The 23,379-nt window shown below is 70.5% G+C and carries 17 protein-coding genes; 7 read left to right on the top strand and 10 right to left on the bottom strand.

Features of this window, described 5'->3' with window-relative positions:
* Positions 1-181: hypothetical protein (locus MBSD_RS15725; RefSeq protein ID WP_237071752.1), on the top strand; the 181-nt coding region annotated here is incomplete at its 5' end.
* A 79-nt stretch (positions 182-260) separates the two neighbouring features.
* On the opposite strand, the gene MBSD_RS05410 is transcribed toward MBSD_RS15725, so the two are convergent.
* Positions 261-455: a hypothetical protein gene (locus MBSD_RS05410; RefSeq protein WP_062535805.1), complete on the bottom strand. Its 195-nt coding sequence runs from the start codon at positions 453-455 to the stop codon at positions 261-263.
* Positions 456-1,008: 553 nt separating this feature from the next.
* On the opposite strand from MBSD_RS05410, the gene mnmG reads away from it, so the two are divergent.
* The gene (gene mnmG / locus MBSD_RS05405) at positions 1,009-2,886 is read left to right on the top strand and encodes a tRNA uridine-5-carboxymethylaminomethyl(34) synthesis enzyme MnmG (RefSeq protein ID WP_062535807.1); all 1,878 of its coding nucleotides are present in this window, start codon (positions 1,009-1,011) and stop codon (positions 2,884-2,886) included.
* A 130-nt stretch (positions 2,887-3,016) separates the two neighbouring features.
* Here the strand turns inward: mnmG and MBSD_RS05400 are convergent, their stop codons facing one another.
* Positions 3,017-3,619, bottom strand: coding sequence for a hypothetical protein (locus tag MBSD_RS05400; RefSeq protein ID WP_148667812.1), 603 nt, complete (start codon positions 3,617-3,619; stop codon positions 3,017-3,019).
* A gap of 192 nt (positions 3,620-3,811) precedes the next feature.
* Between MBSD_RS05400 and MBSD_RS05395 the strand changes: the two genes are divergently transcribed.
* Complete coding sequence (locus MBSD_RS05395) at positions 3,812-6,136, top strand: Tex family protein (RefSeq protein WP_062535801.1); 2,325 nt, start codon at positions 3,812-3,814, stop codon at positions 6,134-6,136.
* Between the two features lie 155 nt (positions 6,137-6,291).
* Positions 6,292-8,145 (top strand): autotransporter outer membrane beta-barrel domain-containing protein, encoded by a 1,854-nt coding sequence (locus tag MBSD_RS05390; RefSeq protein ID WP_062535799.1) that lies wholly within the window; start codon positions 6,292-6,294, stop codon positions 8,143-8,145.
* Positions 8,146-8,236: 91 nt separating this feature from the next.
* On the opposite strand, the gene MBSD_RS05385 is transcribed toward MBSD_RS05390, so the two are convergent.
* Positions 8,237-9,076, bottom strand: coding sequence for a YbaY family lipoprotein (locus MBSD_RS05385; RefSeq protein ID WP_062535797.1), 840 nt, complete (start codon positions 9,074-9,076; stop codon positions 8,237-8,239).
* Between the two features lie 539 nt (positions 9,077-9,615).
* Here MBSD_RS05385 and MBSD_RS05380 point away from each other — a divergent pair.
* Entirely contained in the window at positions 9,616-12,441 is a 2,826-nt protein-coding gene (locus MBSD_RS05380; RefSeq protein ID WP_062535795.1) for a TonB-dependent receptor plug domain-containing protein, read from the top strand.
* A gap of 136 nt (positions 12,442-12,577) precedes the next feature.
* On the opposite strand, the gene MBSD_RS05375 is transcribed toward MBSD_RS05380, so the two are convergent.
* From MBSD_RS05375 to glyQ, 3 genes are all read right to left on the bottom strand, one after another.
* The gene (locus MBSD_RS05375; RefSeq protein ID WP_062535793.1) at positions 12,578-14,140 is read right to left on the bottom strand and encodes a sulfotransferase family protein; all 1,563 of its coding nucleotides are present in this window, start codon (positions 14,138-14,140) and stop codon (positions 12,578-12,580) included.
* A gap of 234 nt (positions 14,141-14,374) precedes the next feature.
* Positions 14,375-16,588: a glycine--tRNA ligase subunit beta gene (gene glyS, locus MBSD_RS05370; RefSeq protein ID WP_062535790.1), complete on the bottom strand. Its 2,214-nt coding sequence runs from the start codon at positions 16,586-16,588 to the stop codon at positions 14,375-14,377.
* Positions 16,581-17,489 (bottom strand): glycine--tRNA ligase subunit alpha, encoded by a 909-nt coding sequence (glyQ, locus tag MBSD_RS05365; protein ID WP_062535788.1) that lies wholly within the window; start codon positions 17,487-17,489, stop codon positions 16,581-16,583. The genes glyS and glyQ overlap by 8 nt, the downstream gene beginning before the upstream one ends.
* A gap of 65 nt (positions 17,490-17,554) precedes the next feature.
* On the opposite strand from glyQ, the gene tfpB reads away from it, so the two are divergent.
* Positions 17,555-19,357, top strand: coding sequence for a type IV pilus assembly ATPase TfpB (gene tfpB, locus MBSD_RS05360; RefSeq protein ID WP_062535786.1), 1,803 nt, complete (start codon positions 17,555-17,557; stop codon positions 19,355-19,357).
* A gap of 58 nt (positions 19,358-19,415) precedes the next feature.
* Positions 19,416-20,138: a glutamine amidotransferase gene (locus MBSD_RS05355; RefSeq protein ID WP_062535784.1), complete on the top strand. Its 723-nt coding sequence runs from the start codon at positions 19,416-19,418 to the stop codon at positions 20,136-20,138.
* Positions 20,139-20,141: 3 nt separating this feature from the next.
* Here MBSD_RS05355 and MBSD_RS05350 read toward each other — a convergent pair whose 3' ends face one another.
* From MBSD_RS05350 to MBSD_RS05335, 4 genes are all read right to left on the bottom strand, one after another.
* A complete protein-coding gene (locus tag MBSD_RS05350) occupies positions 20,142-20,369 on the bottom strand; it encodes a hypothetical protein (RefSeq protein WP_062535783.1) in 228 nt (75 codons plus the stop codon).
* A gap of 124 nt (positions 20,370-20,493) precedes the next feature.
* The gene (locus MBSD_RS05345; protein ID WP_062535781.1) at positions 20,494-20,814 is read right to left on the bottom strand and encodes a DUF1820 family protein; all 321 of its coding nucleotides are present in this window, start codon (positions 20,812-20,814) and stop codon (positions 20,494-20,496) included.
* A 39-nt stretch (positions 20,815-20,853) separates the two neighbouring features.
* Complete coding sequence (locus MBSD_RS05340) at positions 20,854-21,537, bottom strand: rhomboid family intramembrane serine protease (protein ID WP_062535779.1); 684 nt, start codon at positions 21,535-21,537, stop codon at positions 20,854-20,856.
* A gap of 20 nt (positions 21,538-21,557) precedes the next feature.
* Positions 21,558-23,144 (bottom strand): ExeA family protein, encoded by a 1,587-nt coding sequence (locus tag MBSD_RS05335; RefSeq protein ID WP_062535777.1) that lies wholly within the window; start codon positions 23,142-23,144, stop codon positions 21,558-21,560.
* Positions 23,145-23,379: the final 235 nt, after the last annotated feature.

The following is a 23,379-nucleotide window of genomic DNA, read 5'->3' as shown; positions in this document are numbered from 1 at the left end:
CCGCCCGCCGGATCGCCCGCCGCCGCAGCGCAGCCGCGAGATCGAACCCGACGAGCGCGCGCGGCCGCCCGCCGGCATGGCGATGCGCGCCGCCCCGGCGGCGCGCCCGGCGCCGAAGGCCGCGCCGCGCACCGCACCGGCCCCGCAACGGCGCAGGGCCGATGCGGGGCAACGCCCGTAGGCAAGTCGCGGATGACCGTCGCGGCGGCCGCGGTCACGCGGCCGCGATGTCGGGAACGACCGGGGGCGGGACGCCGGGCTCAGGCCGGCAGGCGGCTGAGCGCTTCGCGAATGCGGGTGCGGCGCTGCTCCAGGGCGGGCAGCAGGACACCCTGCTCCGCCACGGGGCGGTTGCCGCGGATGTCCTCGATGGCCATTTCCACGCGCGCCATTTCGACGATCAGGTCGTGGCGCAGGAACTGCGGGTCGGGGTTGATGGCTGCAGAGGCGTTCATGGGGAGACTCCGTGCCGTGCATCACACTGGCTCTGTGATCCATGCACGCCCCATGCCAGCGCCGCCGGCCCGGCGGGCTCCGCAGTGGGGCGCCGCCCGCCCGCCCCGCCCTGACCCGAAGCGTCGCAAGCTGACGGCCGGCGGCACCGCCGAATGAACGTCATTTGTTGATGCCGTTCACGGTACGTTGGGGTCCGAACCGGGATGATCGGGCCGCGCAAAAAAAGAGCCGCGCGGTCCGCGCGGCTCGCAGCGCCAGTCTTTACGGTTCTGGCGCCCGGCACATGGTCATCCTGGATTCCCCCTGTTCCTGAGACCGCCGGGCGCCAGTCCTTCTTTCCGTTCCCACGCGAATCGTTCTGGGGTGGCGTGAGGTGCGTCCTCCCACCGGCGCGCAACCGGCCCCTGATTCCGGTCATCGGCGTGCTCGCAAACGCCGTGCGCCGGTGGGAGTGCACGAGACGATAAAGCAGATTCCGTGCCAGCCGCCGCGCCCCGGCGCGCCGGTACAATGCGTGGCCGCGCCCGCGATCGCAACCTCACGCTCCGGACCATGCATCCCGACCAGACCTTCGACGTCATCGTGGTGGGCGGCGGCCACGCCGGCACCGAAGCGGCGCTGGCCGCGGCCCGCGCGGGCGCGCGCACGCTGCTGCTGACGCACAACCTCGAGACCATCGGCCAGATGAGCTGCAATCCCGCCATCGGCGGCATCGGCAAGGGCCATCTGGTCAAGGAGATCGACGCGCTGGGCGGGGCGATGGCGCGCGCCGCCGACCGCGCCGGCATCCAGTGGCGCACGCTGAATGCCTCCAAGGGGCCGGCCGTGCGCGCCACGCGCTGCCAGGCCGACCGCGCGCTGTACAAGGCGGCGATCCGCCGCATGGTGGAGACCCAGCCGAACCTCGCGCTGTTCCAGCAGGGGGTGGACGACCTGCTGCTCGAGGGCGACCGCGTCGCCGGCGTGGTGACGCAGATGGGCCTGACCTGCCGCGCCGCGACCGTGGTGCTGACCGCCGGCACCTTCCTCGCCGGTCGCATCCACATCGGCTTCAGCCAGTACGCCGGCGGCCGCGCCGGCGACGCGCCGGCGATCACGCTGGCGCAGCGGCTGCGCGAACTGCCCCTGCGCGTCGACCGCCTGAAGACCGGCACGCCGCCGCGCATCGACGGCCGCAGCATCGACTACGCCGTCATGCAGGAACAGCCCGGCGACGACCCGGCGCCGGTGTTCTCCTTCCTCGGCACGCGCGCGGAGCATCCGCGCCAGGTGAGCTGCTGGATCACGCACACCTCCGAGCGCACCCACGAGCTGATCCGCGGCGCGCTCGACCGCTCGCCGCTGTACACCGGCCGCATCGAGGGCGTCGGCCCGCGCTACTGCCCCTCGATCGAGGACAAGGTGGTGCGCTTCGCCGACAAGGACTGCCACCAGGTATTCGTCGAACCGGAAGGGCTGGACAGCATCGAGGTCTATCCGAACGGCATCTCCACCTCGCTGCCCTACGACGTGCAGGTGGCGCTGGTGCGCTCGATCCGCGGTTTCGAGCGCGCGCACCTCACCCGCCCCGGCTACGCCATCGAGTACGACTATTTCGATCCGCGCGGCCTGAAGCCCTCGTTGGAGACCAAGGCCGTCGCGGGGCTGTTCTTCGCCGGCCAGATCAACGGCACCACCGGCTACGAGGAGGCCGCGGCCCAAGGTCTGATCGCCGGCCTGAACGCCGCGCGCCAGGCGCTCGGTCGCGAGCCGTGGACGCCGCGCCGCGACGAGGCCTACATCGGCGTGCTGATCGACGATTTGGTCAGCAACGGCACGCGCGAGCCGTACCGCATGTTCACCTCGCGCGCCGAATACCGCCTGCACCTGCGCGAGGACAACGCCGACCTGCGCCTGACCGAGCAGGGTTACGCGCTCGGCGTGGTGCCGCCGGAACGCTACGACGCGTTGTGCCGCAAGCGCGAGGCGTTGGAGCGCGAGAGCGGGCGCCTGAAGGCGCTGCGGGCGGCGCCGGGCAACGCGCTGGGCGCGGCGATCGCGCGCGACCTCGGCGTGACGCTGACGCGCGAAACCAGCGCGCTCGACCTGCTGCGCCGCCCGGAACTCGGCTACGCCTCGCTGATGCGCGTCGACGGCATCGGTCCCGGCTGCGAGGACGACGCCGTCGCCGCCCAGGTCGAGGTGCAGGCCAAGTACGCCGGCTACCTCGAGCGCCAGCGCGACGAGATCGCGCGCCTCAGGCGCCAGGAATCGACGCGCATCCCCGACGATTTCGACTACGACGCCGTGCGCGGGCTTTCCGCCGAGGTGCTGGCGAAGCTGAAGCAGGTGCAGCCGCAGACGGTCGGCCAGGCCGCGCGCATCAGCGGCGTCACCCCGGCGGCGATCGCGCTGCTGCTGGTGCACCTGCGCCGCCGCGCCGCCGCCTGACCACCGCCGCGCGCGAGGTGCGCCGCCGGCCGCGCGTCCGTCGGCGGCGGGCCGAAACCCGCAGCGCACGCGCCGCGATCGCGGCGAGCCGGGCCCGCCGCGACGCGGGCCCGGCGGCGCAACGACCTCTTCAGGTGCCGTCCCCGGCGCGCAGGGTCAGCACGGCCTTGTCCGCGGGATCCATCGCCTCCCACTTCTTCATGTAGTCCTGCTGCTTGGCCTCGATGTCGGCCCTGTGCTCGGCATACCACTGCTCGGCCGCCGGCGAGTTCACCACGTACTGCGTCGCGGCCTGCCACTCGGTGAAGTCCTTCGACTGCAGCGAGTACTCGGCTTTCGGATCGTTATGGACCGGGATCAGCGAAAAACGCGCCTTCCACACGCCGACGCGCGGCTTGACCAGAACGTAATAGGTCTTGCCCGCCTCCAGCGTGGCGTTCATGAAGTCCGCGTTCTCGGCGATGACCATGAACAGGTGGTCGCCCGGATCGGCCTGGTAGGCCACCTTGGTTTTCGCCGAGACGATGCCGATGAAGGTGTTGTGCGTGCCGTGCGTGTCGTAGACCGACGACTGGATCGCGCCGCCGAACATCGACGGACGCATGAATACCACCATGGCCTTGCCCGACGCCGGCGCGGGCATGGCTCCCGCTTTCGTCATCAGGCCGGAGGCGCACCCCGCCAACATCCCCAGCGCGCACAGCGCCAGCAGCACTCGAACGACCGCTTTCATCCCCTTTGCTCCCTGTGTCGATCACTTCGTGACGGCGGCGCCCGCCCTGCGGGCCCGCACCCGATGCAGCCCCCTGCCCGGGCGCGGACAGTCTAACGGCGCCCGCTGCATTCGCGCACCGCGAACGTCTTGCTACCATCGCCGGTTCCCCGGACCGCACGCGGCCGCCCTTCCTCAGCTCTCGCACGACCGATGCTCACGATCGAACAACGCATTGCCCAGGACATCGCCGCGCAGCCGGCGCAGGTGAAGGCCGCCGTGGAACTGCTCGACGGCGGCGCCACCGTGCCGTTCATCGCGCGCTACCGCAAGGAGGCCACCGGCGGCCTCGACGACACGCAGCTGCGCCTGCTGGAGGAGCGCCTGCGCTACCTGCGCGAGCTGGAGGAGCGCCGCGGAGCGATCCTCGCCAGCATCGGCGAGCAGGGCAAGCTGACCGACGCGCTGAAGGCGCAGATCCTCGAAGCCGACACCAAGGCACGCCTCGAGGACCTCTACCTGCCGTACAAGCCGAAGCGCCGCACCAAGGCGCAGATCGCGCGCGAGGCCGGGCTGGAGCCGCTGGCGCTGGCGCTGCGCGCGGATCCGACGGTCGCGCCGGAAGCGCGCGCCGCGGCGTTCGTCGACGCCGGCAAGGGCGTGGCCGACGCCAGGGCCGCGCTGGAAGGCGCGCGCGCGATCCTGATGGAGACGATCGCCGAAGACGCCGCGCTGGTCGGCGAGCTGCGCGACTGGCTGTGGTCCAAGGGCCAGATCCGCGCCAGGGTGATCGAGGGCAAGGAGCAGGAAGGCATCAAGTTCCGCGACTACTTCGACCACGCCGAGCCGATCGCGAAGATCCCCTCGCACCGCCTGCTGGCGCTGCTGCGCGCGCGCAACGAGGGCGTGCTGGAACTCGACCTCGTGCCCGGCGCCGACGCGGAACAAGGCCACGCCGAGGCCGAGGGCCGCGTCGCCGCGCACGCCGGCATCGCCGCGCGCGGCCGCGCCGCCGACGCCTGGCTGCTCGAGACCGTGCGCCTCGCCTGGCGCGCCAAGCTGCACCTGCACCTCACCCTCGACCTGTTCGCGCGCGCGCGCGAAGCCGCCGAGGACGAGGCGATCCGCGTGTTCGGCGACAACCTGAAGGACCTGCTGCTGGCCGCGCCGGCCGGGCCGAAGGCGGTGATGGGCCTCGACCCCGGCATCCGCACCGGCGTCAAGGTCGCCGTGGTCGACGCCACCGGCAAGCTGCTGCACGCCGGCACCATCTACCCGCACGAGCCGCGCAACGAATGGGACCGCTCGGTCGCCGCGCTGGCCGCGGCCTGCAAGCAGTTCGACGTGCGCCTGATCGCGATCGGCAACGGCACCGCCTCGCGCGAGACCGACAAGCTGGCCGGCGAGGTGATCCGCAGGCACCCGGAGCTGAAGCTCGCCAAGATCGTCGTCAGCGAGGCCGGCGCCTCGGTGTATTCGGCGTCCGAACTGGCAGCGAAGGAATTCCCGCAGCTGGACGTCTCGCTGCGCGGCGCGGTGTCGATCGCGCGGCGCCTGCAGGATCCGCTGGCCGAACTGGTGAAGATCGAGCCGAAGGCGATCGGCGTCGGCCAGTACCAGCACGACGTCAACCAGGCGAAGCTGGCGCGCGCGCTGGACGCGCGCGTCGAGGACTGCGTCAACGCGGTCGGCGTCGACGTCAACACGGCGTCCGCGCCGCTGCTGGCGCGCGTCGCCGGCCTCTCGCCCGGCGTCGCCGAGAACGTGGTGCGCTACCGCGACGAGCACGGCGCGTTCCGCCGGCGCCGCGACCTGCTGAAGGTGCCGCGCCTCGGCGAGAAGGCGTTCGAACAGGCCGCCGGCTTCCTGCGCATCCCGCACGGCGACGACCCGCTGGACGCCAGCGCGGTGCATCCCGAGGCCTATCCGGTGGTCGAGCGCATCCTCAGGCATTGCGGCCGCGAGGTGAAGCAGTTGATCGGCGACGGCGCGTTCCTGCGCACGCTGAAGCCGGAGCAGTTCACCGACGAGCGCTTCGGCGTGCCGACCGTGCGCGACATCCTCAAGGAGCTGGAGAAACCCGGCCGCGACCCGCGCCCGGAGTTCGTCACGCCTTCGTTCGCCGAGGGCGTGGAGGACCTGAAGGACCTCAGGCCCGGCATGGTGCTGGAAGGCCGCGTCACCAACGTCGCCGCGTTCGGCGCCTTCGTCGACATCGGCGTGCATCAGGACGGCCTGGTGCACGTCTCCGCGCTGTCGCACAGCTTCGTCAAGGATCCGCGCGACGCGGTCAAGGCCGGCGACATCGTCAAGGTGAAGGTGCTGGAGATCGACCTGGCGCGCCAGCGCATCGCGCTCAGCATGCGCCTCGACGACACCCCCGGCGAGGCGCGCGGCGGCCGGCCCGCCGCGGGCGGGCCGCGCCCCGAGGGTCGCGATCGTGGCCGCCCGACGGGTCCGCGGCCGGCGCCGAAGCCCGCCGCCGCTCCCGCCAACAGCGCGCTGGCCGACGCCTTCGCCAAGGCGCTGAAGCGCTGATCGCCGCGGACGGTTTGCAGCGCTGCAGCATGCGGCGCGGTATGGATTGGATTACCGTAACCGGTCAGCGGCGCGTGCAGGGGGAGCGCGTACCGCAAGCCCCGCCGCCGCGCGCGGCCCGTCCCCGATCCAAAGAACAGGAAGGAGTCTGCAGCATGCCGCGTATCCGCATCCTCGCCGGCGCCGTCGCGCTGGCCCTGGCCGCCGGTGCCGCCCAGGCCGGCACATTCGACAACGTGGTCGTGATCGGCGACAGCCTGAGCGACGACGGCAACATCTCGCTGGCCACCGCGCCGTCGGTCCAGCCGCCGCTGCGCTTCACCACCAACCCCGGCACCGTCGCCATCGAGAATGTCGCCAGCCACTTCGGCTTCACCCTGGCGCCTTCGCTGACCGGCGGCACCGACTTCGCCTTTGGCGGCGCGGGCCTGCTCAACAACTCGCCGGGCACGCCCGCGACGGTGCCGCTGCTGCCGCAGCAGTTCGCGCTCTATCTCGCCGCGGCCGGCGGCAAGGCCGACGCGAAGACGCTGTACAGCGTCTGGGGCGGCGCCAACGACATCTTCTTCCACGCCACCATGGCGCAGCTCGGCGCCGAGACCGCGGCGCAGGCCCAGGCCGGCACGCAGGCGGCGGCGCAGGCCGAGGTCGCCCTGCTGAACCAGATGGCCCAGGCCGGCGCCCGCTACGTGGTGGTGTTCAACCTGCCGGACATCGGCAAGACGCCTTCCGGCCTGGCCGGCGGCGCCGCCGCCAGCCAGAGCCTGACCGGCCTGTCGATCGCCTACAACACGGTGCTCAACAACGGCCTGGCCTCGCTGAGCGGCGGCGACTTCAACATCATCCCGGTGAACACCTTCCAGCTGATCAGCGAGGTGATCGCCAACCCCGCCGCCTTCGGCTTCGCCAACGTCACCGCGCCGGCCTGCACCACGTCGAGTTCGCTGACCTGCACGCCGGCGACGCTGGTTTCCGCCGACGCCGCGCAGAAGTACCTGTTCGCCGACGGCGTGCACCCGACCACCGCCGCGCACGCCATGCTGGGCCAGTTCGTGATCGCCGAGATCATCGCGCCGCAGCAGATCGCGCTGCTGGCGCAGGCGCCGCAGACCGCCTACCGCACGCATGCGCGCGCGATCGGCCGCCAGCAGCTCGCCGACTACGACCGCCAGGGCGACGGCCTGCGCTGGTTCGCCAGCTTCGACTACGACCGCCAACGCATCGACCAGACCGACGCCTCGCCCAAGCTCGACACCCACCAGAGCACGCTGACGGTGGGCGCGGACGCGCATGCTTCCGACAGCCTGTCGGTCGGCATGGCGCTCAGCATCGCCAACCAGAACGCCGACTTCGCCGGCGGCGGCGGTTTCAAGCTGCAGGACGTGATGTTCTCCGGCTACGGCCTGTACCGCATCGGCCAGGCTTATGTGGGCGCGATCGGCACCTTCGGCAGCCTCGCCTACAACGACATCGACCGCTCCATCCAGCTCGGCCCGCTGCACCGCACGGAAAGCGGCGAGGCGCCGGGCTCGCAGTCGGCATTCGAGGTCAACGGCGGCTACCGCTTCCGCTTCGGCGGCGTCGAGACCGGCCCGTTCGCCGGCGTCGCCTACCAGCACGCGCGCGTCGGCACCTACAGCGAACGCGCCGGCGACAGCTCCAGCATGTGGTTCGCGCGGCAGAACCGCGAATCGCTGGTCGGCCGCATCGGCTGGGACCTGATGGGCAGCTTCCAGGCCGGCGGCTCGACCTGGCGCCCCTACGCCGCGGTCGCCTTCGAGCACGAGAGCAACGCCGATCCGTACGTGGTGCGCGCCGGCTCCAGCACGATGAACGGCAGCTTCGAACTGGCGGGCTACAAGCCGGACGCGAGCTGGATCAACGCCGACCTCGGCGTGTCGGCCGACTTCGGCCCGAACGTCACCGGCTACTTCAGCTACAGCGGCCGCTTCAGCGACAGCAACCAGCGCAACGACAGCCTGAACCTCGGCCTGAAGATGAGCTTCTGAGGCCGGCCGGCGCGCCCCCGCGGCGCGCACCCTGCGCAAACGAAAAGGCCGTCCGCGCGGACGGCCTTTTCGTGGGGGGAAGCGCGAACGGTTACTTCTTCTTGTCGAAGCGGTTGAACAGCGCCGCCGCGTCGTCGTACAGCGCCTTGGCGGCGGCCTCCGGCAGCTCCGTGGTCTTGCCGCCCTCGACGCGCTCCTTCAGTACCAGGGCGCCCTGGTCGTCCCAGCCGGCGCGGTCGATCGCCGAGGGCTTCTCGCCCTGGTGCGCCATCTTCTGCTGGATCACCACCCAGGGCTTGCCGTCCTGGTAGGCGATGTCGGTGCTGGTGGCGCCCTTGTCGAAGTAATCGACGCGCTGGCGGATGAAGACCACCTCGCCCTTCTCGCGGAACACCTGCCAGGCATGCGACTCGGTGTCGCCCAGGGCCGTGCCCTGCTCGATCTTCATGCCGCCGAGGCGGTTCTTCACCTGCTTGTAGGCATCCAGCATCTTCTCGGCCGGCGTGGCCTCGGCCACCATCTGCACGGCCACCTGGGCCGGCTGGCCCTTGGTCAGCACCGGATACTGCAGCGGCGTGGTGTAGTGGCGCTCGCCGTCGACCATCTCCGCCTGCAGGACGTAGAGATCCGTCGCGACGATCTCGGCCGGATTGAAATCCAGCTTGAACGACAGCGGCAGCGAGCCGACCGGCTCGATGGTCTTGGACGCCACCGTGCGGATCGGCTTCTGCGACACGTCGACCAGCGCGAGCTCGAGGCGCGCCTGCGGCGACACCTTGGCGCCCGCGTCGCGCAACGTGACGGTGCCGGTCACGGCGGTGATGGCCGCCTGGCCGGCGCCGTTCGGCGCCTGGTCCTGCGGTGATTGGGAACTGCTGCAACCGGCGGCAAAGAGAGCCGCCGCCAGCAGCGGCAGGGCAATGGTACGCATGGATGGTCCTCTCAGATGGCTGACCGCAGGAAACCGCAAGTCGCGTCAAAAGGGCGTAAACGCCGCCCGAACAGCTGTAAATGCCGAAGGATAGCGGCAACCGGTCCCCAGTGAAAGCCGACGATGGTGGCAGGCGATCGCGCAATTTCACATAACGCCGCCGCGGCACGGTTCGTCACACGCCGCCCACGGGCCGCCGGGCGGCGGCAGGCGGGACCGACGGCCCGCGCCAGGCCGCGGCGCGGGACGGCGCGGACACCGCGAGCGTTCCGCGCATCCGCCCCGCAACGGCGGCCAGCACGCCGTTTGCTGCCGAGCCGCGAGCCCGTTAACAGAATCCGATGACAGTTGCTGCTACGCGGAATGTGGCTTATCGTCGGGCCGCCAGGCTGGGGACCTGCACGGGCCTGGCGTTCCGCGGCGCCGCCTTCGCATCGGCGTCGCACTGGGGTTCATGCCGTTCCGATGGCCATGGGGCCATGCGCTCGCCTGGTGGGAGGCGGCATGTGCGCATTTCTTCAAGTTGGGGGATTCAAGACATGAATCGAAAGCTATTGGCGACGGCGATCTGCGCCACGCTGGCCTTGTCCGCGTGGACGGACGTCGCGCGCGCCCAGGACGCGGGCGCCACCGATACCGCCGCAAACCAGGATCAAAGCGCCAAGAAAGAAGCCAAGGAGCTGCAGAGGGTCACGGTTACCGGTTCGCTGATTCCGCAAGCGCAAATCGAGACCGCATCGCCCGTCGTTACGATCACCGCGGACGACCTGAACAAGAAGGGCTTCGCCAACGTTTATGACGCGCTGCGTGCGCAGCCTCTTTCGACCGGCGCGGTCCAGGACAGCCAGTTCACCAACGGCTTCACGCCGGGCGCCAACACGGTCAGCCTGCTCGGCCTGTCGCCGGACTTCACCCTGATCCTGATCAACGGCCACCCGCTGGCCGACTATCCGCTGCTCTACAACGGCCAGGCCAACTTCACCGACCTGAGCAGCGTCCCCGTCGGCATGGTCGACCACATCGACATCCTGCCGGGCAACCAGTCGTCGATCTATGGCTCCAGCGCCATCGCGGGCGTCATCAACATCGTGCTCAAGCAGCACATCGACGGCACGGAACTGGTCTACCGCATGGGCGGCTACAGCCAGGGCGGCGGCCAGAACCAGCGGCTGCAGATCACCGGCGGCCAGAATTGGGGCAAGTTCGATCTGACCTACGGTCTGCAGCTCAGCGAGCAGCGGCCGATCTGGGCGTTCCAGCGCGATTTCGCCGATTCGACCAACGACAACCCGAACCCGAACGGGCGTTTCGGCTCGCGCGTCTACATCCACGGCTTCTTCAACGGCCGCGGCCTCCGCTACATCGATCCCAACACCGAGGTCGGCGGCTGCGACGGCGTGTCCTCGCTGTTCGGCGGCACCACCCAGCGCGACTTCCGCCCCGGCCGCGGCTACTACTGCGGCAGCCGCCAGGAAGTCGGCTATACCTCGCTGCTGAACAAGAACCGCTCCGCCAGCGGCTACCTGAGCGGCCGCTATCAGCTCAACGACAACGCCGAGCTTTACGGCGACGTGCTGTACAACGTCAGCAGCGTCCGCTTCAACTCCGGTTCGCGCTTCTGGCAGAGTTCGATCGACACGGGCGGTTACATCGTCAACGCCAATACGGGCACCTTCGACCTGTTCCAGCACATCTTCGCGCCGGAAGAGACGGGCGGGCTCGACACCAACAGCGAGCGCCTGCTGAACCGCTCCTACTACGCGAACGCGGGCATCCGCGGCAACTTCGGCAGCTCGGACTGGGGCTATGACGCCTACTACGCGCGCTCGGAGTACAAGCTCACCGACAAGCAGTTGTGGCCGCTGAAGGGCGCCGTCGAGAAATTCTTCCAGGACAAGTTCCTGGGACCGCAGCTCGGCACGTACTACGGTTATCCGATCTACGCGCCGAACGTGCAGAACTTCTACAAGCCGATCACGCCGCAGGAGTACCTGAGCTTCCAGGGCTTGATCGACAGCCCGTCGAAGACCTATACCCAAAACGTCAACCTGCAGGTCAACAACACCAACTTGTTCGAGCTGCCGGCGGGCGCGGTCGGCTTCGCCGGCCTGGTGCAGGCGGGCAACCAGTACTGGGACAACCCCACCGATCCGCGCGTGGTCAACGGCGACTTCTGGGGCCTGACCGGCACCCAGGGCAGCGGCAAGCGCGACTACTACGCCGCCGCGGCCGAGCTCAAGGTGCCGATCTTCAGCATGCTGACGGCGGACCTGTCCGCCCGTTACGACGATTACAAGAACAAGGGCGGCGGCTCCGACAACAAGGCCACCTACAAGCTGGGCCTGGAGTTCCGTCCCGTCGAGTCGCTGCTGTTCCGCGCCAACTACGCGACCGCGTTCAAGGCGCCGGACATGGCCTACGTGTTCGCCGGCACCAGCGGCTTCTTCACCAGCGTGGTGGATTACTTCCAGTGCGCCACGAAGCAAGGCAATGTGCCGATCGACCAGTGCACCTTCAACAACGAGCAGGTGTTCGGCAATCGAAGCGGCAACCCCGACCTGAAGTCGATCACCGCCAAGTCGTGGGGCTACGGCGTAGTCTGGTCACCGACGTCGGATTTCAACATCCACGCCGACTACTACAGCATCAAGATCGACAACGAGGTCAGCGACCTCAGCCTCGATCAGCTGCTGCGCACGGAATCGGCCTGCCGCACCGGGCAGCTCGACATCAATTCGCCGCTGTGCCAGGACGCGTTGTCGCGCGTCGTGCGCGCCGGCGCCGGTGCGCCGAACCCCGACAAGATCACGTTGGTCAAGACCAATCCGATCAACATCTCGAAGGAGCGCATCGACGGCATCACCGCCGGCCTCGACTACAAGCTGAGCGCCGGCCGCTACGGCGACTTCACCTTCTCCGGCGCGTACAACGTGACGCTGGATCACCGCTACCGGCAGTTCCCGGAAGATCCGGAAATCGACCTGCTGCGCAATCCGTTCTTCTCGTCCGAGTTCAAGAACATCTTCCAGGGCGCGGTGATCTGGGAAATCGGCAAGTGGACGACCACCTTGGTCGGAATCCGTTACGGCGCCACGCCCAACTTCACCGCCCAGGTCAATCCGACCGGTTACGCCACGCCGGGCGGCGGAACGGTGGGGCCGTACATGGTCTACAACGGCAGCGTGAAGTACAACGTGACGGACGACGCCTCGATCGCCCTGATCGTCAACAACATCAAGGACTCGAAGCCGCCGCGTGACCCGTCCTGGACCTCCTGGCCGTACTACAACCGCTTCAACTACAACGGCTTCGGTCGCGCGGTGTGGCTGGAGTTCGATGTGCGCTTCGGCGCCGGCAAGCAATAGCGCCGCCGCAGACGGCAGGACATTCAGGGGGCTGGCGCGAGCCAGCCCCTTTTTTCGCTCCGACCGACCCGGCTGATCGGTTTCTGCGGCCGCGACGGGCCGCGCATCCCGGCCGCGCGACGACCGCTCGCGCGACTCATGCCGCCCAGTTCCCCAGGCCTTTGCGCAGCGGTGCGAGCCGCCTCTCGTAGCGTCGCCATTCCCCCAGACTGCGGGTGTGGATCGGCTCGCGCACCTGCGCGCTGCTGAGCGTGGCCACCGGGCCGCGGTTGCGGGTGACCTCGACGCAGCCGTCCTCGTAGGGCAGGCCGCAGAACTCCAGCACCTTGCGTGCGACCGCCTCGGGATCCTGCACCAGCTCGGCGTAGGAAACGTCCAGCAACGCGCCGGGCATGGCGTCGTGCCAGTGCCGCATCAGGCGGCGGTAGTGGCCGTAGTGCGCGGCCAGCGCGTCGAGGTCGTAGCTGTAGGCGTAGGCATCGCCGAACAGGGCCTTCCAGTTGGAGAAGCAGACGTCCATCGGCGCGCGCGTCATGTGCAGGATCGGCGCCTGCGGCAGCGCGCGATGGATGAAGCCGGCCAGCATGTAGTTCGGCGGCAGCTTGTCCACGTAGAAGCGCCGCCCTTGCGCGCGCCACTGCGTTTGCGCGAGGTAACGCCGCCCGAGTTCGGCGTAGTCCGCGTCGCGCGCGCGCTCGATCACCCCGAAGTCGATCAGGCTGCCACCGTGGCAGTCGGTCGCCCAACGCAACTGGCGCGGGAAATCGGGCAATTCGCCCGCGGACGCGACCTGCGAGTGGTTGCCGAGGATGCGCTCCAGCAACGTGGTGCCGGTGCGCGGCAGGCCGACGATGAAGATCGGCGTCGGCCCTTCCATGCGCGCCGCGGTGGCCCGCAGGAATGCCGGCGTGCAGCGCGCGGCGATGCCGTCGAACAGCGCGCGCTCGTGCTCGGGATCGTGCTGCTGGCGCGCGTACATCAGCGCGTTGCCGCGCGCCAGCGCCAACCAGGCCTCGTCGTGCCGGCCCAGGTCGTCCAGCTCCTTGAAGCGGGCGAACTCGAACGCGGCGTGGTCCTCGCTGCCCGGCTCGACGCGCTGCAGTTGCGCGGCGATGTAGTCGAGATGATTGTGCTCGGCGGTCTGCTTGCGCATGCGCGCCAGCGTCAGCGACGCACGGCCGAAGGTGGGGCCGAGCCGCAGGCAGGCTTCCAGTTCCTCCTCGGCCTCGCGCACGCGGCCGTTGAACTGCAGTTGCAGGCTGCGGAAATAGCGGAAGTCGGGATTGTCGAAGCCGTGGGCCGCGGCGCGGTCCATCAGCGCCAGCGAAGCCTCGTGCTCGCCGAGCGCCTGCCGAACGTGCGCCAGTCGCGCCAGCGTCGGACCGGAGCGGGTGCGCGCGATCTCGGGATGTTCGAGGCAGGCGCGCGCCGCCACCGTCTCGCCGACGCGCAGCAGGCAGTGCGCCACCGTGCAGATCGTCTCGGCGTCGCCGGGCAGCGCCTCGGCGGCGGCCAGCAGTTGCGCGCAGGCCTCGCGCAGGCGCCCCTGGCCGAGCAGCACGCTGGACAGGAGCAGGCGCGCCTGCACTTGTCCCGGCGCCTCGCGCAGCAAGGTTTCCAGCGCGGCGCGTGCAGCGGGCAGCTGGCCCTCGGCGATGTAGCGTTCAGCGCGCGCCCACTGGCGCTGGATCAGGTTCATGTCCGCAACATGCTAGGGCAAGCGGAAGCCCAAGCGCTCGGGTCGCCCGCAGAAAAAAGCCGACGACGCCCCCGCGCCGTCGGCCGCGCTCCCCTCCCCAAGACGACCTCCGGACGCATGCGCCCCAGGCCCGGCCTGCCGCACCGGCGGAACCTCCGCGTCCACACCTGCTGCGGTCACGGCCGGCGCCGACCGTAATGAATGCTCGACGCGGCGTCAATCCCGCGCCCGCATTCACAGCCGCGCGATGTCGGCGACCGCGTTGAACAGCGCGCGGATGTGCGCCAGCAGCGCCAGGCGGTTGGCGCGCACGGCGAGGTCTTCCGCGACCACCATCACTTCGTCGAAGAAGCGGTCGATCGGCGCCTGCAAGGCAGCCAGGCGCGCCAGCGCGGCGGCGTAGTCGCGGCGTTCGCGCATGATCGTCACGGCATCGCCGCGCGCCGCTTCCAGCGCCGACCACAGCGCCTGTTCGGCAGGCTCGCGCAGGAGGTCGGGATCGACACCCATGGCTATCTCGCCCTGCGCGTAGGCGCCGCGCTCTTGTTCCTTGCGCAGGATGTTGGCCACGCGCTTGTTGGCGGCGGCGAGCGCCGCCGCTTCCGGCAGCTTGCCGAACTCGGCCACCGCACGCAGGCGACGGTCGAAGTCGAGCAGGCTCGCCAGTGCGAACGGCTCGTCGTCGAGCGCGGCGACCGCCTCGAACTGTTCGGCGCCGAAACCTTGCTCGAGGTAGTAGCCGCGCAGGCGTTCGCGTACGAACAGGTAGATCTCTTCCGCCAGTTCCCGCCGCCGCGCGCCGACGTCCAGCGCCGGCGCCTTGCCGTCCTTGCCCGGCCTGAGGCCGGCGGCGAAGGCTGTTTCCGGGATCAGTTCCAGCGCCTCGACGAGATGCGCGCGCAGGTCGAGCTCGAGGCCGCCCTCGATCAGCGTGCGCGCCAGCCCCAACGCGGCGCGGCGCAGCGCAAAAGGATCCTTGTTGCCCGACGGTTTCAGGCCGACGGCGAAGATGCCGGCCAGGGTGTCGAGGCGCTCGGCCACCGCCAGCGCGCGGCCGACGGCGCCGCGCGCGATGCCGTCGCCGGCCTGGCGCGGCATGTAGAACTCGTCCAGCGCCTGCGCCACCTCGGCGGGCTCGCCGTGCGCGGCGGCGTAGTAGCGACCCATCACGCCCTGCAGCTCGGGGAATTCGCCGACCATGCGCGTCAGCAGGTCGCACTTCGACAGCTCGGCGGCGCGCACGGCCTGCGCGGTGTCGATGGCGAGGCCCTGGTCGCGCAGGCGGTTGGCGATGCCGCGCGCGAGCTCCGCCACGCGCGCGCACTTGTCCCACACGCTGCCCAGCGCCTGCTGGTAGGTGACCGAACGCAGCGCCTCGCGGTAGTCGGCCAGCGGCGTCTTCCGGTCTTCGTCGAAGAAGAACCTGGCGTCGGCGAAGCGCGGGCGGATCACGCGCTCGTAGCCGCGGCGGATCTGCGCGGCGTCCTTGCTGTCGATGTTGGCGACGCCGATGAAGCGCTCGCTCAGCCGGCCCTCGGCGTCGAACAGCGGGACGAACTTCTGGTTCGTCTCCATCGTCATCACCAGCGCCTCCTGCGGCACGGCGAGGAACTCGCGCTCGAAGGCGCAGCCGATCGCCACCGGCCACTCGGTGAGGTTGGCGATCTCGTCCAGCAGCGCCGCCGGCAGGCTGGGCGTGCCGCCGAGCGCGGCGGCGACGCGCTCGACCTCGGCGCGCACGCGCTCGCGGCGCTCGACCGGATCGGCCAGCACCTTGGCGTCGCGCAGCGCCTGCAGCCAGGCGCCGGCGTCGGTGATCCACAGCGGCTTCGGCGCGTGGAAGCGATGGCCGCGGCTCATGCGGTCGGCCTTGAGGCCGAGCACCTCGCCCTCGACCACCTGGTCGCCGTGCAGCATCACCAGCCAGTGCGCGGGGCGCACGAAGGCATGGGCATGCGCGCCCCAGCGCATCGGCTTCGGGATCGGCAGTGCCTGCAGCGCCTCGGCGACGATCTCCGGCAGCAGCGCCGCAGTCGGCTGCCCGGGCTTGACGCTGCGGCAGACGAAGCGTTCGCCCTTGTCGGTGGCGATGCGCTCGAGCTGCGCGACCTCGACGCCGTTGCGCGCGGCGAAGCCCTGCAGCGCCGGCGTCGGTTGCCCGTTGGCATCGAGGCCGACGCTCACCGCCGGGCCCAGCACCTCCGCGCGCTGCGTCGGTTGCGTGGCCGCGACCCAAGGCAGGTAGACCGCCAGGCGGCGCGGCGTGCAGTAGACGCGCGGTTCGCGGTCGCCGACGCGCTGGCCGATGTCGATCTGGCGGCCCTGCAGGCCGCGCAGCACGCCGTCGGCGAACGCCCGGGCGAGTTCGTCGATGGCGTGGATCGGCAGCTCCTCGGTGCCGATCTCGATCAGCAGCGGCTTGCCGTCGATCTCCGTGCGCTCAGCCATGGACCGCCTCCGTGCGCTTCAGGCCGGGAAAGCCGAGCTTCTCGCGCTGCGCGTGGTAGGCCTCGGCGACGGCGCGCGCCAGCGTGCGCACGCGCAGGATGTAGCGCTGACGCTCGGTGACGCTGATCGCACGGCGCGCGTCCAGCAGGTTGAACGCATGGCTGGCCTTGCACACCTGCTCGTAGGCGGGCAGCGGCAGGCCGGCCCCGACCAGCTTCATCGCCTCGCCCTCGCAGACGTCGAACCAGTGCAGCAGCACCTCGACGTTGGCGTGCTCGAAGTTGTAGGCGCTCTGCTCCACCTCGTTCTGGTGGAACACGTCGCCGTAGGTGACCACGCCGTGCGGCGCGCGCGTCCACACCAGGTCGAACACGTTGTCGACGTTCTGCAGGTACATGCACAGGCGCTCGAGGCCGTAGGTGATCTCGCCGGTCACCGGCCGGCATTCCAGGCCGCCGGCCTGCTGGAAGTAGGTGAACTGCGTCACCTCCATGCCGTTCAGCCACACCTCCCAGCCGAGACCCCAGGCGCCCAGCGTCGGCGATTCCCAGTTGTCCTCGACGAAGCGCAGGTCGTGCACCAGCGGATCGATGCCGAGCGCCTTCAGCGAGCCGATGTAGCGCTCCTGGATGTCGTCCGGGTTCGGCTTCATCACCACCTGGTACTGGTAGTAGTGCTGCAGGCGGTTGGGGTTCTCGCCGTAGCGGCCGTCGGTGGGGCGGCGGCAGGGCTGCACGTAGGCCGCGGCCCACGGCTCCGGGCCCAGCGCGCGCAGGAAGGTGGCCGGATGGAAGGTGCCGGCGCCGACCTCGGTGTCGAGCGGCTGGATCAGCACGCAGCCCTGCTCCGCCCAGTAGCGGTTCAGGGTCTGGATCAGCTCCTGGAAGGTCGGTGCGGACATGGTTCGCAGTGGCCTCGACACGAAGCGCGCTAGTATACCGGCAGCCCGCAGGGGGACGCCGCGCCATGGCCGTACATCCGCATCCCGTCGCCAGCCAGACGCTCGGCCGCCGCGGCCGGCTGGAACTCGACGAGGTGCTGGCCGCGTTGATCGTCGACGGCTACCTTGCCGCCGAGGACGCCAAGCGCGTGCGCGTCGGCGCGCGCGCCGGCCGCTCGGCGGTCGAGCTGCATCCGCTGGTGGTGCTGGCCAACGCCAAGCTGCCGAATGCCCGCGATCCCGAAAAGCCGCTCAGCCTCGAAGTGCTGACGCAGTGGCTGGCCGAGAAGGCCGAACTGCCTTACCTCAAGATCGACCCGATGAAGATCGACGTGGCCGCCGTCACCCAGGCGGTCAGCCACGCCTACGCGCAGCGCCACCGCATCCTGCCGGTGCAGGCCGGCGCCGGCGAGGTGGTGTTCGCCACCGCCGAGCCGTTCGAGCGGCGCTGGCTAGCGGACCTGAGCCACATGCTGAGGCGCGAGATCCGCCTGGTCGTCGCCAATCCGCTGGACGTCAACCGCTACCTGCTGGAGTTCTACGGCGTACAGCGCTCGATTCAGCTCGCCAAGGACGCCAAGGGCGAGGACGCCGCCGCGGCGATCCTCAACTTCGAACAATTGATCGAGCTCGGCAAGGCCGGCGAGCTGGGCGCCGACGACCGCCACGTCGTGCACATCGTCGACTGGCTGTTGCAGTACGCGTTCGAGCAGCGCGCCTCCGACATCCACCTCGAACCGCGCCGTGAAGCCGGGCAGATCCGATTCCGCATCGACGGCGTGATGCACAAGGTGTTCGAGCTGCCGCCGCCGGTGATGACCGCGGTGACGGCGCGCATCAAGATCCTCGGCCGCATGGACGTCGCCGAGAAGCGGCGTCCGCAAGACGGCCGCATCAAGACGCGCTCGGCCGGCGGCCGCGAGGTGGAGCTGCGCCTCAGCACCATGCCCACCGCCTTCGGCGAGAAGGTGGTGATGCGCATCTTCGACCCGGACATCGTGGTCAAGCAGTTCGCCCAGCTCGGCTTCGCGCCGCACGAAGAGGCGCTCTGGCGCGCGATGGTCGAGCGGCCGCACGGCATCGTGCTGGTCACCGGCCCCACCGGCTCCGGCAAGACCACCACCCTGTATTCCACGCTGAAGCACCTGGCGCGGCCCGAGCTGAACGTGTGCACGGTGGAAGACCCGATCGAGATGGTCAGCCCCGAGTTCAACCAGATGCAGGTGCAGCCGGCGATCGATCTCGACTTCGCCACCGGCGTGCGCACCCTGCTGCGCCAGGATCCCGACATCATCATGGTCGGCGAGATCCGCGACCTCGAGACCGCGCAGATGGCGGTGCAGGCCTCGCTGACCGGCCACCTGGTGCTGTCCACGCTGCACACCAACGACGCGCCCAGCGCGGTCACGCGCCTGCTCGACCTGGGCGTGCCGCACTACCTGATCCAGTCGACGCTGACCGGCGTGGTGGCGCAGCGCCTGGTGCGCACGCTCTGCCCGCACTGCAAGACCGAGGCGGAGGTGGACGCCGACGGCTGGCGCGTGCTCACCCACGGCTTCGACGTGCCGCCGCCGCTGCGCATGTTCGCGCCGGTCGGCTGCCTGGAGTGCCGCAACACCGGCTTCCTCGGCCGCACCGGCGTGTACGAGATGATGCCGCTGTCGCCGCGGCTGCGCGGCATGTTGAGCGCGCAGCTTGACCTCGGCGCGTTCAGCGCTGCGGCGCTGGCCGAGGGCATGCGCCCGCTGAAGCTGTCCGCGGCGGCGCAGGTGGCGCGCGGCGTCACCACCGTGGCCGAAGTGCTGACGGTGCTGCCGCCGACCGAGTGAGCCGCGTTGAGCGTCGGTTCACGGCGCGCGCCTTCGGTTCGCGTAGCATCGGCGCCCCATGAAACCCCTGCTGATCGTGCAAACGGGCTCCGCGCCCGAACCCATCTGCGCCCGTCTCGGCGATTTCCCCCACTGGTTCCGTCTCGCGCTCGGCGTGCACCCGCGCCGCCTGCGCGTGGTGCGCGTGGATCGCGACGAGGCCTTGCCGCCGCCGCGCATGTGCGCCGGCGCGGTGATCACCGGCTCGGCGGCGATGGTCACCGAGCGCCTGCCGTGGAGCGAGCGCACGGCCGGCTGGATCCGCGACGCCATGGACGCGGCCCTGCCCCTGCTCGGCGTCTGCTACGGCCACCAGCTGATGGCGCATGCGCTCGGCGGCCGCGTCGACTGGCTGCCGGGCGGACGCGAGATCGGCACGCAGCGCCTCGAACTGCTGCCCGGGGCGGCGGACGATCCGCTGGCGCGCGCCCTGCCGCCGGTGTTCCGCGCGCACACGACGCACGAACAGAGCGTGCTGGAGCCGCCCGCCGGCGCCCGCGTCCTGGCGCGCTCGGCGCGCGACCCGCACCAGATGCTGCGCTACGGCGAACGCGCCTTCAGCACGCAGTTCCATCCCGAGTTCAGCGCGCAGGCGATGGCCGCCTATATCCGCAGGCGCGCGGCCAAGCTGCGCGAGGAAGGCCTGGACGTGCCGCGGCTGCTGCGCGAGGTCGGGCCGACGCCGCACGCGCGCCGGCTGCTGGAGGTCACCGGTTCGGACTGGGCCGGCGCCGCCGCCTGAACGTCACTCGTGCTTGCGCGGCGTGCGCGCCGCGGCCTTGACGCTGTTGCGCGCCCCCTGCAGCGGGTCGGCCAGCTTCAGGCCGGCGAGGTAATGGGTGATGGCCTCGTTGGTGACGTCATAGAGCGGCCGCCCCATCATCGCGGCGGCGGCCTTCAGGCTGTCGCGCACGCGGCGCGCCACGCGCAGGCTGGCATCGCGCGCATCATCCGCGTCGGTGTTTTTCTTCATTGTGCAGCCCCTGTCATTTGCGCCAGTTGCGCGCTTGTGCACAGCGCCAAGACTAAGCATCCGCGCTGAACGCGGAGGGGCAGTTTTATTCAGCTTTCATTCATGTATATGAATGAAAACGGGATCAGGTGGCGCGCGGCGGCAGCGGGAACGGCGTGATCTTCTCTCCGCTGGCGGCATCGCGGATGGTCGACGTGCCGCGGCGATCGACCTCCTCGATGCGCACGATGGCCTGCATCGGCAGATGCAGGGCCCGGGTGTCCTTGAACTCCTCGCGCAGGCGTTCCTCGGTGGGGTCGACCACCCGCGTCGCGCCCTCCTCGAACGCCAGATCGGCGACCTCGGTGAATCCCCACAGGCTGCTGCTGGCGACGTGGCGCGCGTACAGTTCGTAGCTCTTGCCTTGGGCGAGGAACGTGACCTTGTAGAGCTTCTTCGCTGGCATGCGCCTATTGTCGCGTGCCGGGCGCTGTCGCGGAAGTGTTCAGCCGCGCGCCCGCCGCGCCACCGCTTCGCGCGAGACCCAGGCGAAGGCGACGCCGAACAGGAAGCCGGCGATGTGCGCCCACCACACCACCGCGCCGAAGCTCGGGCCGATGTAGGTGAACAGCAGTTGCAGCAGCACCCACAGGCCGATCAACAGCGCCGCCGGCACGCGCACGAACTCGAGGTAGACCCCCAGGGGCAGCACCAGGCCCAGGCGCGCACGCGGAAACAGGGCGAGGTAGGCGCCCACCACGGCGGAGACGGCGCCGCTGCAGCCGATGATCGGCGCGCGCGTGCTGGCCAGCGTCAACGCGCCGACCAGGTTTGCCCAGACGCCGCCGAGCAGGAACAGCAACAGGAATCGCCGCGAGCCGAGCGCGCGTTCGGCGGAGAGGCCGAAGATCATCAGGAACAGCAGGTTGCCGGCGAGATGCAGCCAGTCGACGTGGATGAACAACGCCGTCAGCAGGCGCAGCGCCGGCAACTCCGTGAGCTGATCCCACAGCGGCGCACCCGCATCGAACAAGCGCGCGGGCACCGTGCCCCAGCGGGCAACGAAGGCGATCCGGTCGGACGGGGGCGACAGCGCCAGCCACAGGAAACCGACCACGCACGTCGTCACCAGCAGCGGCGTGGCCCAACGCAGGCGCGGACGGCGGCGGGACTCGACGTGGACGAACATGCCGGATGGCCCCGTGCCGCCTACGGGACATCGCGCGCGAGGTGCGGGCCGTCCTCGCCCAGCGCCGCCAGCGCGAACAGCGTCTCCGGCCCCACCACGCCGTCGGCGCGAATGCCGTAGGCCGTTTGCAGCTTGCGCACGCGCGCCTCCAGTGCGGCATCGAAATAGGCCGGGCCGCGCGGCGGCGCCGCCGCGGGTTCGAGACGCGCGAGCTGCCCCTGCACCCAGGCGACGCCGGCGCCCGCATCGCCGCGGCGCAGGACCTGCGGCACCTCGGGCGGCACCCGGAACGGCGCCAGGAAGCGGCCGTGCCAGATGCGGTCCAGCGCCGCGCGCGGCAACTGCAACTCGCGGCTGCCCAGCCGCAGGCGCACCTGCCTGCGGCCGACGCCGAGCAGCACGGCGTCGCGCGCGCCGTCGCCGCGATCCAATTGCAGGATCAGCGGTCGGTCGAAACGCTGCAGTTGCTCGAGGCTGGCGCTGCCGCCGACGCAATCGAAGCCGGGGAAGATCACCGCATCGCAGCGCGCCGCGTCCTCGACGCCGACATCGCCCGATCCGACCTGCCAGCGCGCCAGCAGCTCGCTCCACGCCTGTAGCTGGCTGCTGCGCGCGTCCGGCCACTGCGCGCGCAGCGTGGCGAGCGCGCGCTCGACGTCGCTCTCGGCGGCGGTCGGCCCGAGCGGCGGCGGCGCGGATTCCGGTTCGCGCATGGCGGGCAGCCACAGTGCCGAGGCCAGCAGAAGGGCCAGCGCGATCCAGAGGCCATAACGGCGCAGCACGTAGCGCAGGTGGCCCGGCAGCGATTCCTGTGCCGCGCGTCCGACCAGACGCTCGCCGATTTCCGTCGCGCGGTCTGCGGCGGCCGCCGCGAGCGCGCGGTCGGCGATCAGGTTGATCGAGCGCGGCACGCCGCGGCCGTGATGATGCAAGGCGCGCAAGCCGAGGCGGGTGAAGGGCACGCGCGTCGCCCCGGCCACCATCATGCGATGGCGGACATAGGCCGCGGTCTCGTGCACGTCCAGCGGTTGCAACTGGTAGCGCGCGGTCACGCGCTGCCCCAGCTGGCCGGCCTCGGGCTGCGCGAGCAGGCGGCGCAGCGCCGGCTGGCCGATCAGGATCACTTGCAACAGCCGCTGGCTCGGCGTCTCGAGATTGGTCAGCAGGCGGATCTGCTCCAGGGTCGGGAACGGCAGGTCCTGCGCCTCGTCGATCACCAGCAGCACGCGCTGGCCCTGGGCATAGGCGTCCAGCAGGTAGGTGCTGAGCGCGTCCGTCATCGCCTTCGAGCTGTCGCGGCGGCCGGCGATATCGACGCCGAGCTGCTCGCAGATCGTCTCGATCAGCTCCTCCGGCGACAGCCGCGGTTGCAGGACGCAGGCCACGCGAACGTGCTCGGGCAACTGCGCCAGCAGCAAGCGCCAGAGCAGCGTCTTGCCGGTGCCCGCCTCGCCCGTGAGCTCGACCAGCTCGCCGCCGCCGCGCCCACTCAGCAGATGCTGCAGATGCGTCAGCAGATCGCGCCAGCGCGGCGTGAGAAACGCATAGCGCGGCTCGGGCGTCGGCGCGAACGGTTGTTCGCGCAGGCTGTAGTACTCGAGGTACATGCGGGTACTTTACCCGACCACGCCGGCCCCGATGCCCGCACGCCCCCGAGTCCTTCGGCCAACCCGGGATGATGCGGTCCGCGCGGCCGGGGTCGCACGGCGTCCTGCGCTTCGCCTCGCTTGCCGAGGCAAGCTCGTTCGGCGCGAACGGACGTCGTGAGCCGAGCATCGGGCCGTCGGGTGCCCGTCGCCGGCCACGTCCGCGGGACCGCAGGCCGTGGTCATGCAGGTGGCG

Origin of the sequence: Mizugakiibacter sediminis (assembly GCF_000953855.2) — a bacterium.
Taxonomy (GTDB): domain Bacteria; phylum Pseudomonadota; class Gammaproteobacteria; order Xanthomonadales; family Rhodanobacteraceae; genus Mizugakiibacter; species Mizugakiibacter sediminis.
Note: the sequence above shows the minus strand (reverse complement) of the source record. Positions and strands in the feature narration are given on the sequence as shown.

Coding starts and splice junctions, on each gene's coding strand:
- MBSD_RS05380 (WP_062535795.1), top strand. CDS start 9,616: ATGAATCGAAAGCTATTGGCGACGGCGATCTGCGCCACGCTGGCCTTG.
- MBSD_RS05390 (WP_062535799.1), top strand. CDS start 6,292: ATGCCGCGTATCCGCATCCTCGCCGGCGCCGTCGCGCTGGCCCTGGCC.
- MBSD_RS05355 (WP_062535784.1), top strand. CDS start 19,416: ATGAAACCCCTGCTGATCGTGCAAACGGGCTCCGCGCCCGAACCCATC.
- glyS (WP_062535790.1), bottom strand. CDS start 16,588: ATGGCTGAGCGCACGGAGATCGACGGCAAGCCGCTGCTGATCGAGATC.
- MBSD_RS05335 (WP_062535777.1), bottom strand. CDS start 23,144: ATGTACCTCGAGTACTACAGCCTGCGCGAACAACCGTTCGCGCCGACG.
- MBSD_RS05350 (WP_062535783.1), bottom strand. CDS start 20,369: ATGAAGAAAAACACCGACGCGGATGATGCGCGCGATGCCAGCCTGCGC.
- MBSD_RS05395 (WP_062535801.1), top strand. CDS start 3,812: ATGCTCACGATCGAACAACGCATTGCCCAGGACATCGCCGCGCAGCCG.
- MBSD_RS05385 (WP_062535797.1), bottom strand. CDS start 9,076: ATGCGTACCATTGCCCTGCCGCTGCTGGCGGCGGCTCTCTTTGCCGCC.
- MBSD_RS05375 (WP_062535793.1), bottom strand. CDS start 14,140: ATGAACCTGATCCAGCGCCAGTGGGCGCGCGCTGAACGCTACATCGCC.
- MBSD_RS05410 (WP_062535805.1), bottom strand. CDS start 455: ATGAACGCCTCTGCAGCCATCAACCCCGACCCGCAGTTCCTGCGCCAC.
- MBSD_RS05400 (WP_148667812.1), bottom strand. CDS start 3,619: ATGAAAGCGGTCGTTCGAGTGCTGCTGGCGCTGTGCGCGCTGGGGATG.
- tfpB (WP_062535786.1), top strand. CDS start 17,555: ATGGCCGTACATCCGCATCCCGTCGCCAGCCAGACGCTCGGCCGCCGC.
- MBSD_RS05340 (WP_062535779.1), bottom strand. CDS start 21,537: ATGTTCGTCCACGTCGAGTCCCGCCGCCGTCCGCGCCTGCGTTGGGCC.
- mnmG (WP_062535807.1), top strand. CDS start 1,009: ATGCATCCCGACCAGACCTTCGACGTCATCGTGGTGGGCGGCGGCCAC.
- glyQ (WP_062535788.1), bottom strand. CDS start 17,489: ATGTCCGCACCGACCTTCCAGGAGCTGATCCAGACCCTGAACCGCTAC.
- MBSD_RS05345 (WP_062535781.1), bottom strand. CDS start 20,814: ATGCCAGCGAAGAAGCTCTACAAGGTCACGTTCCTCGCCCAAGGCAAG.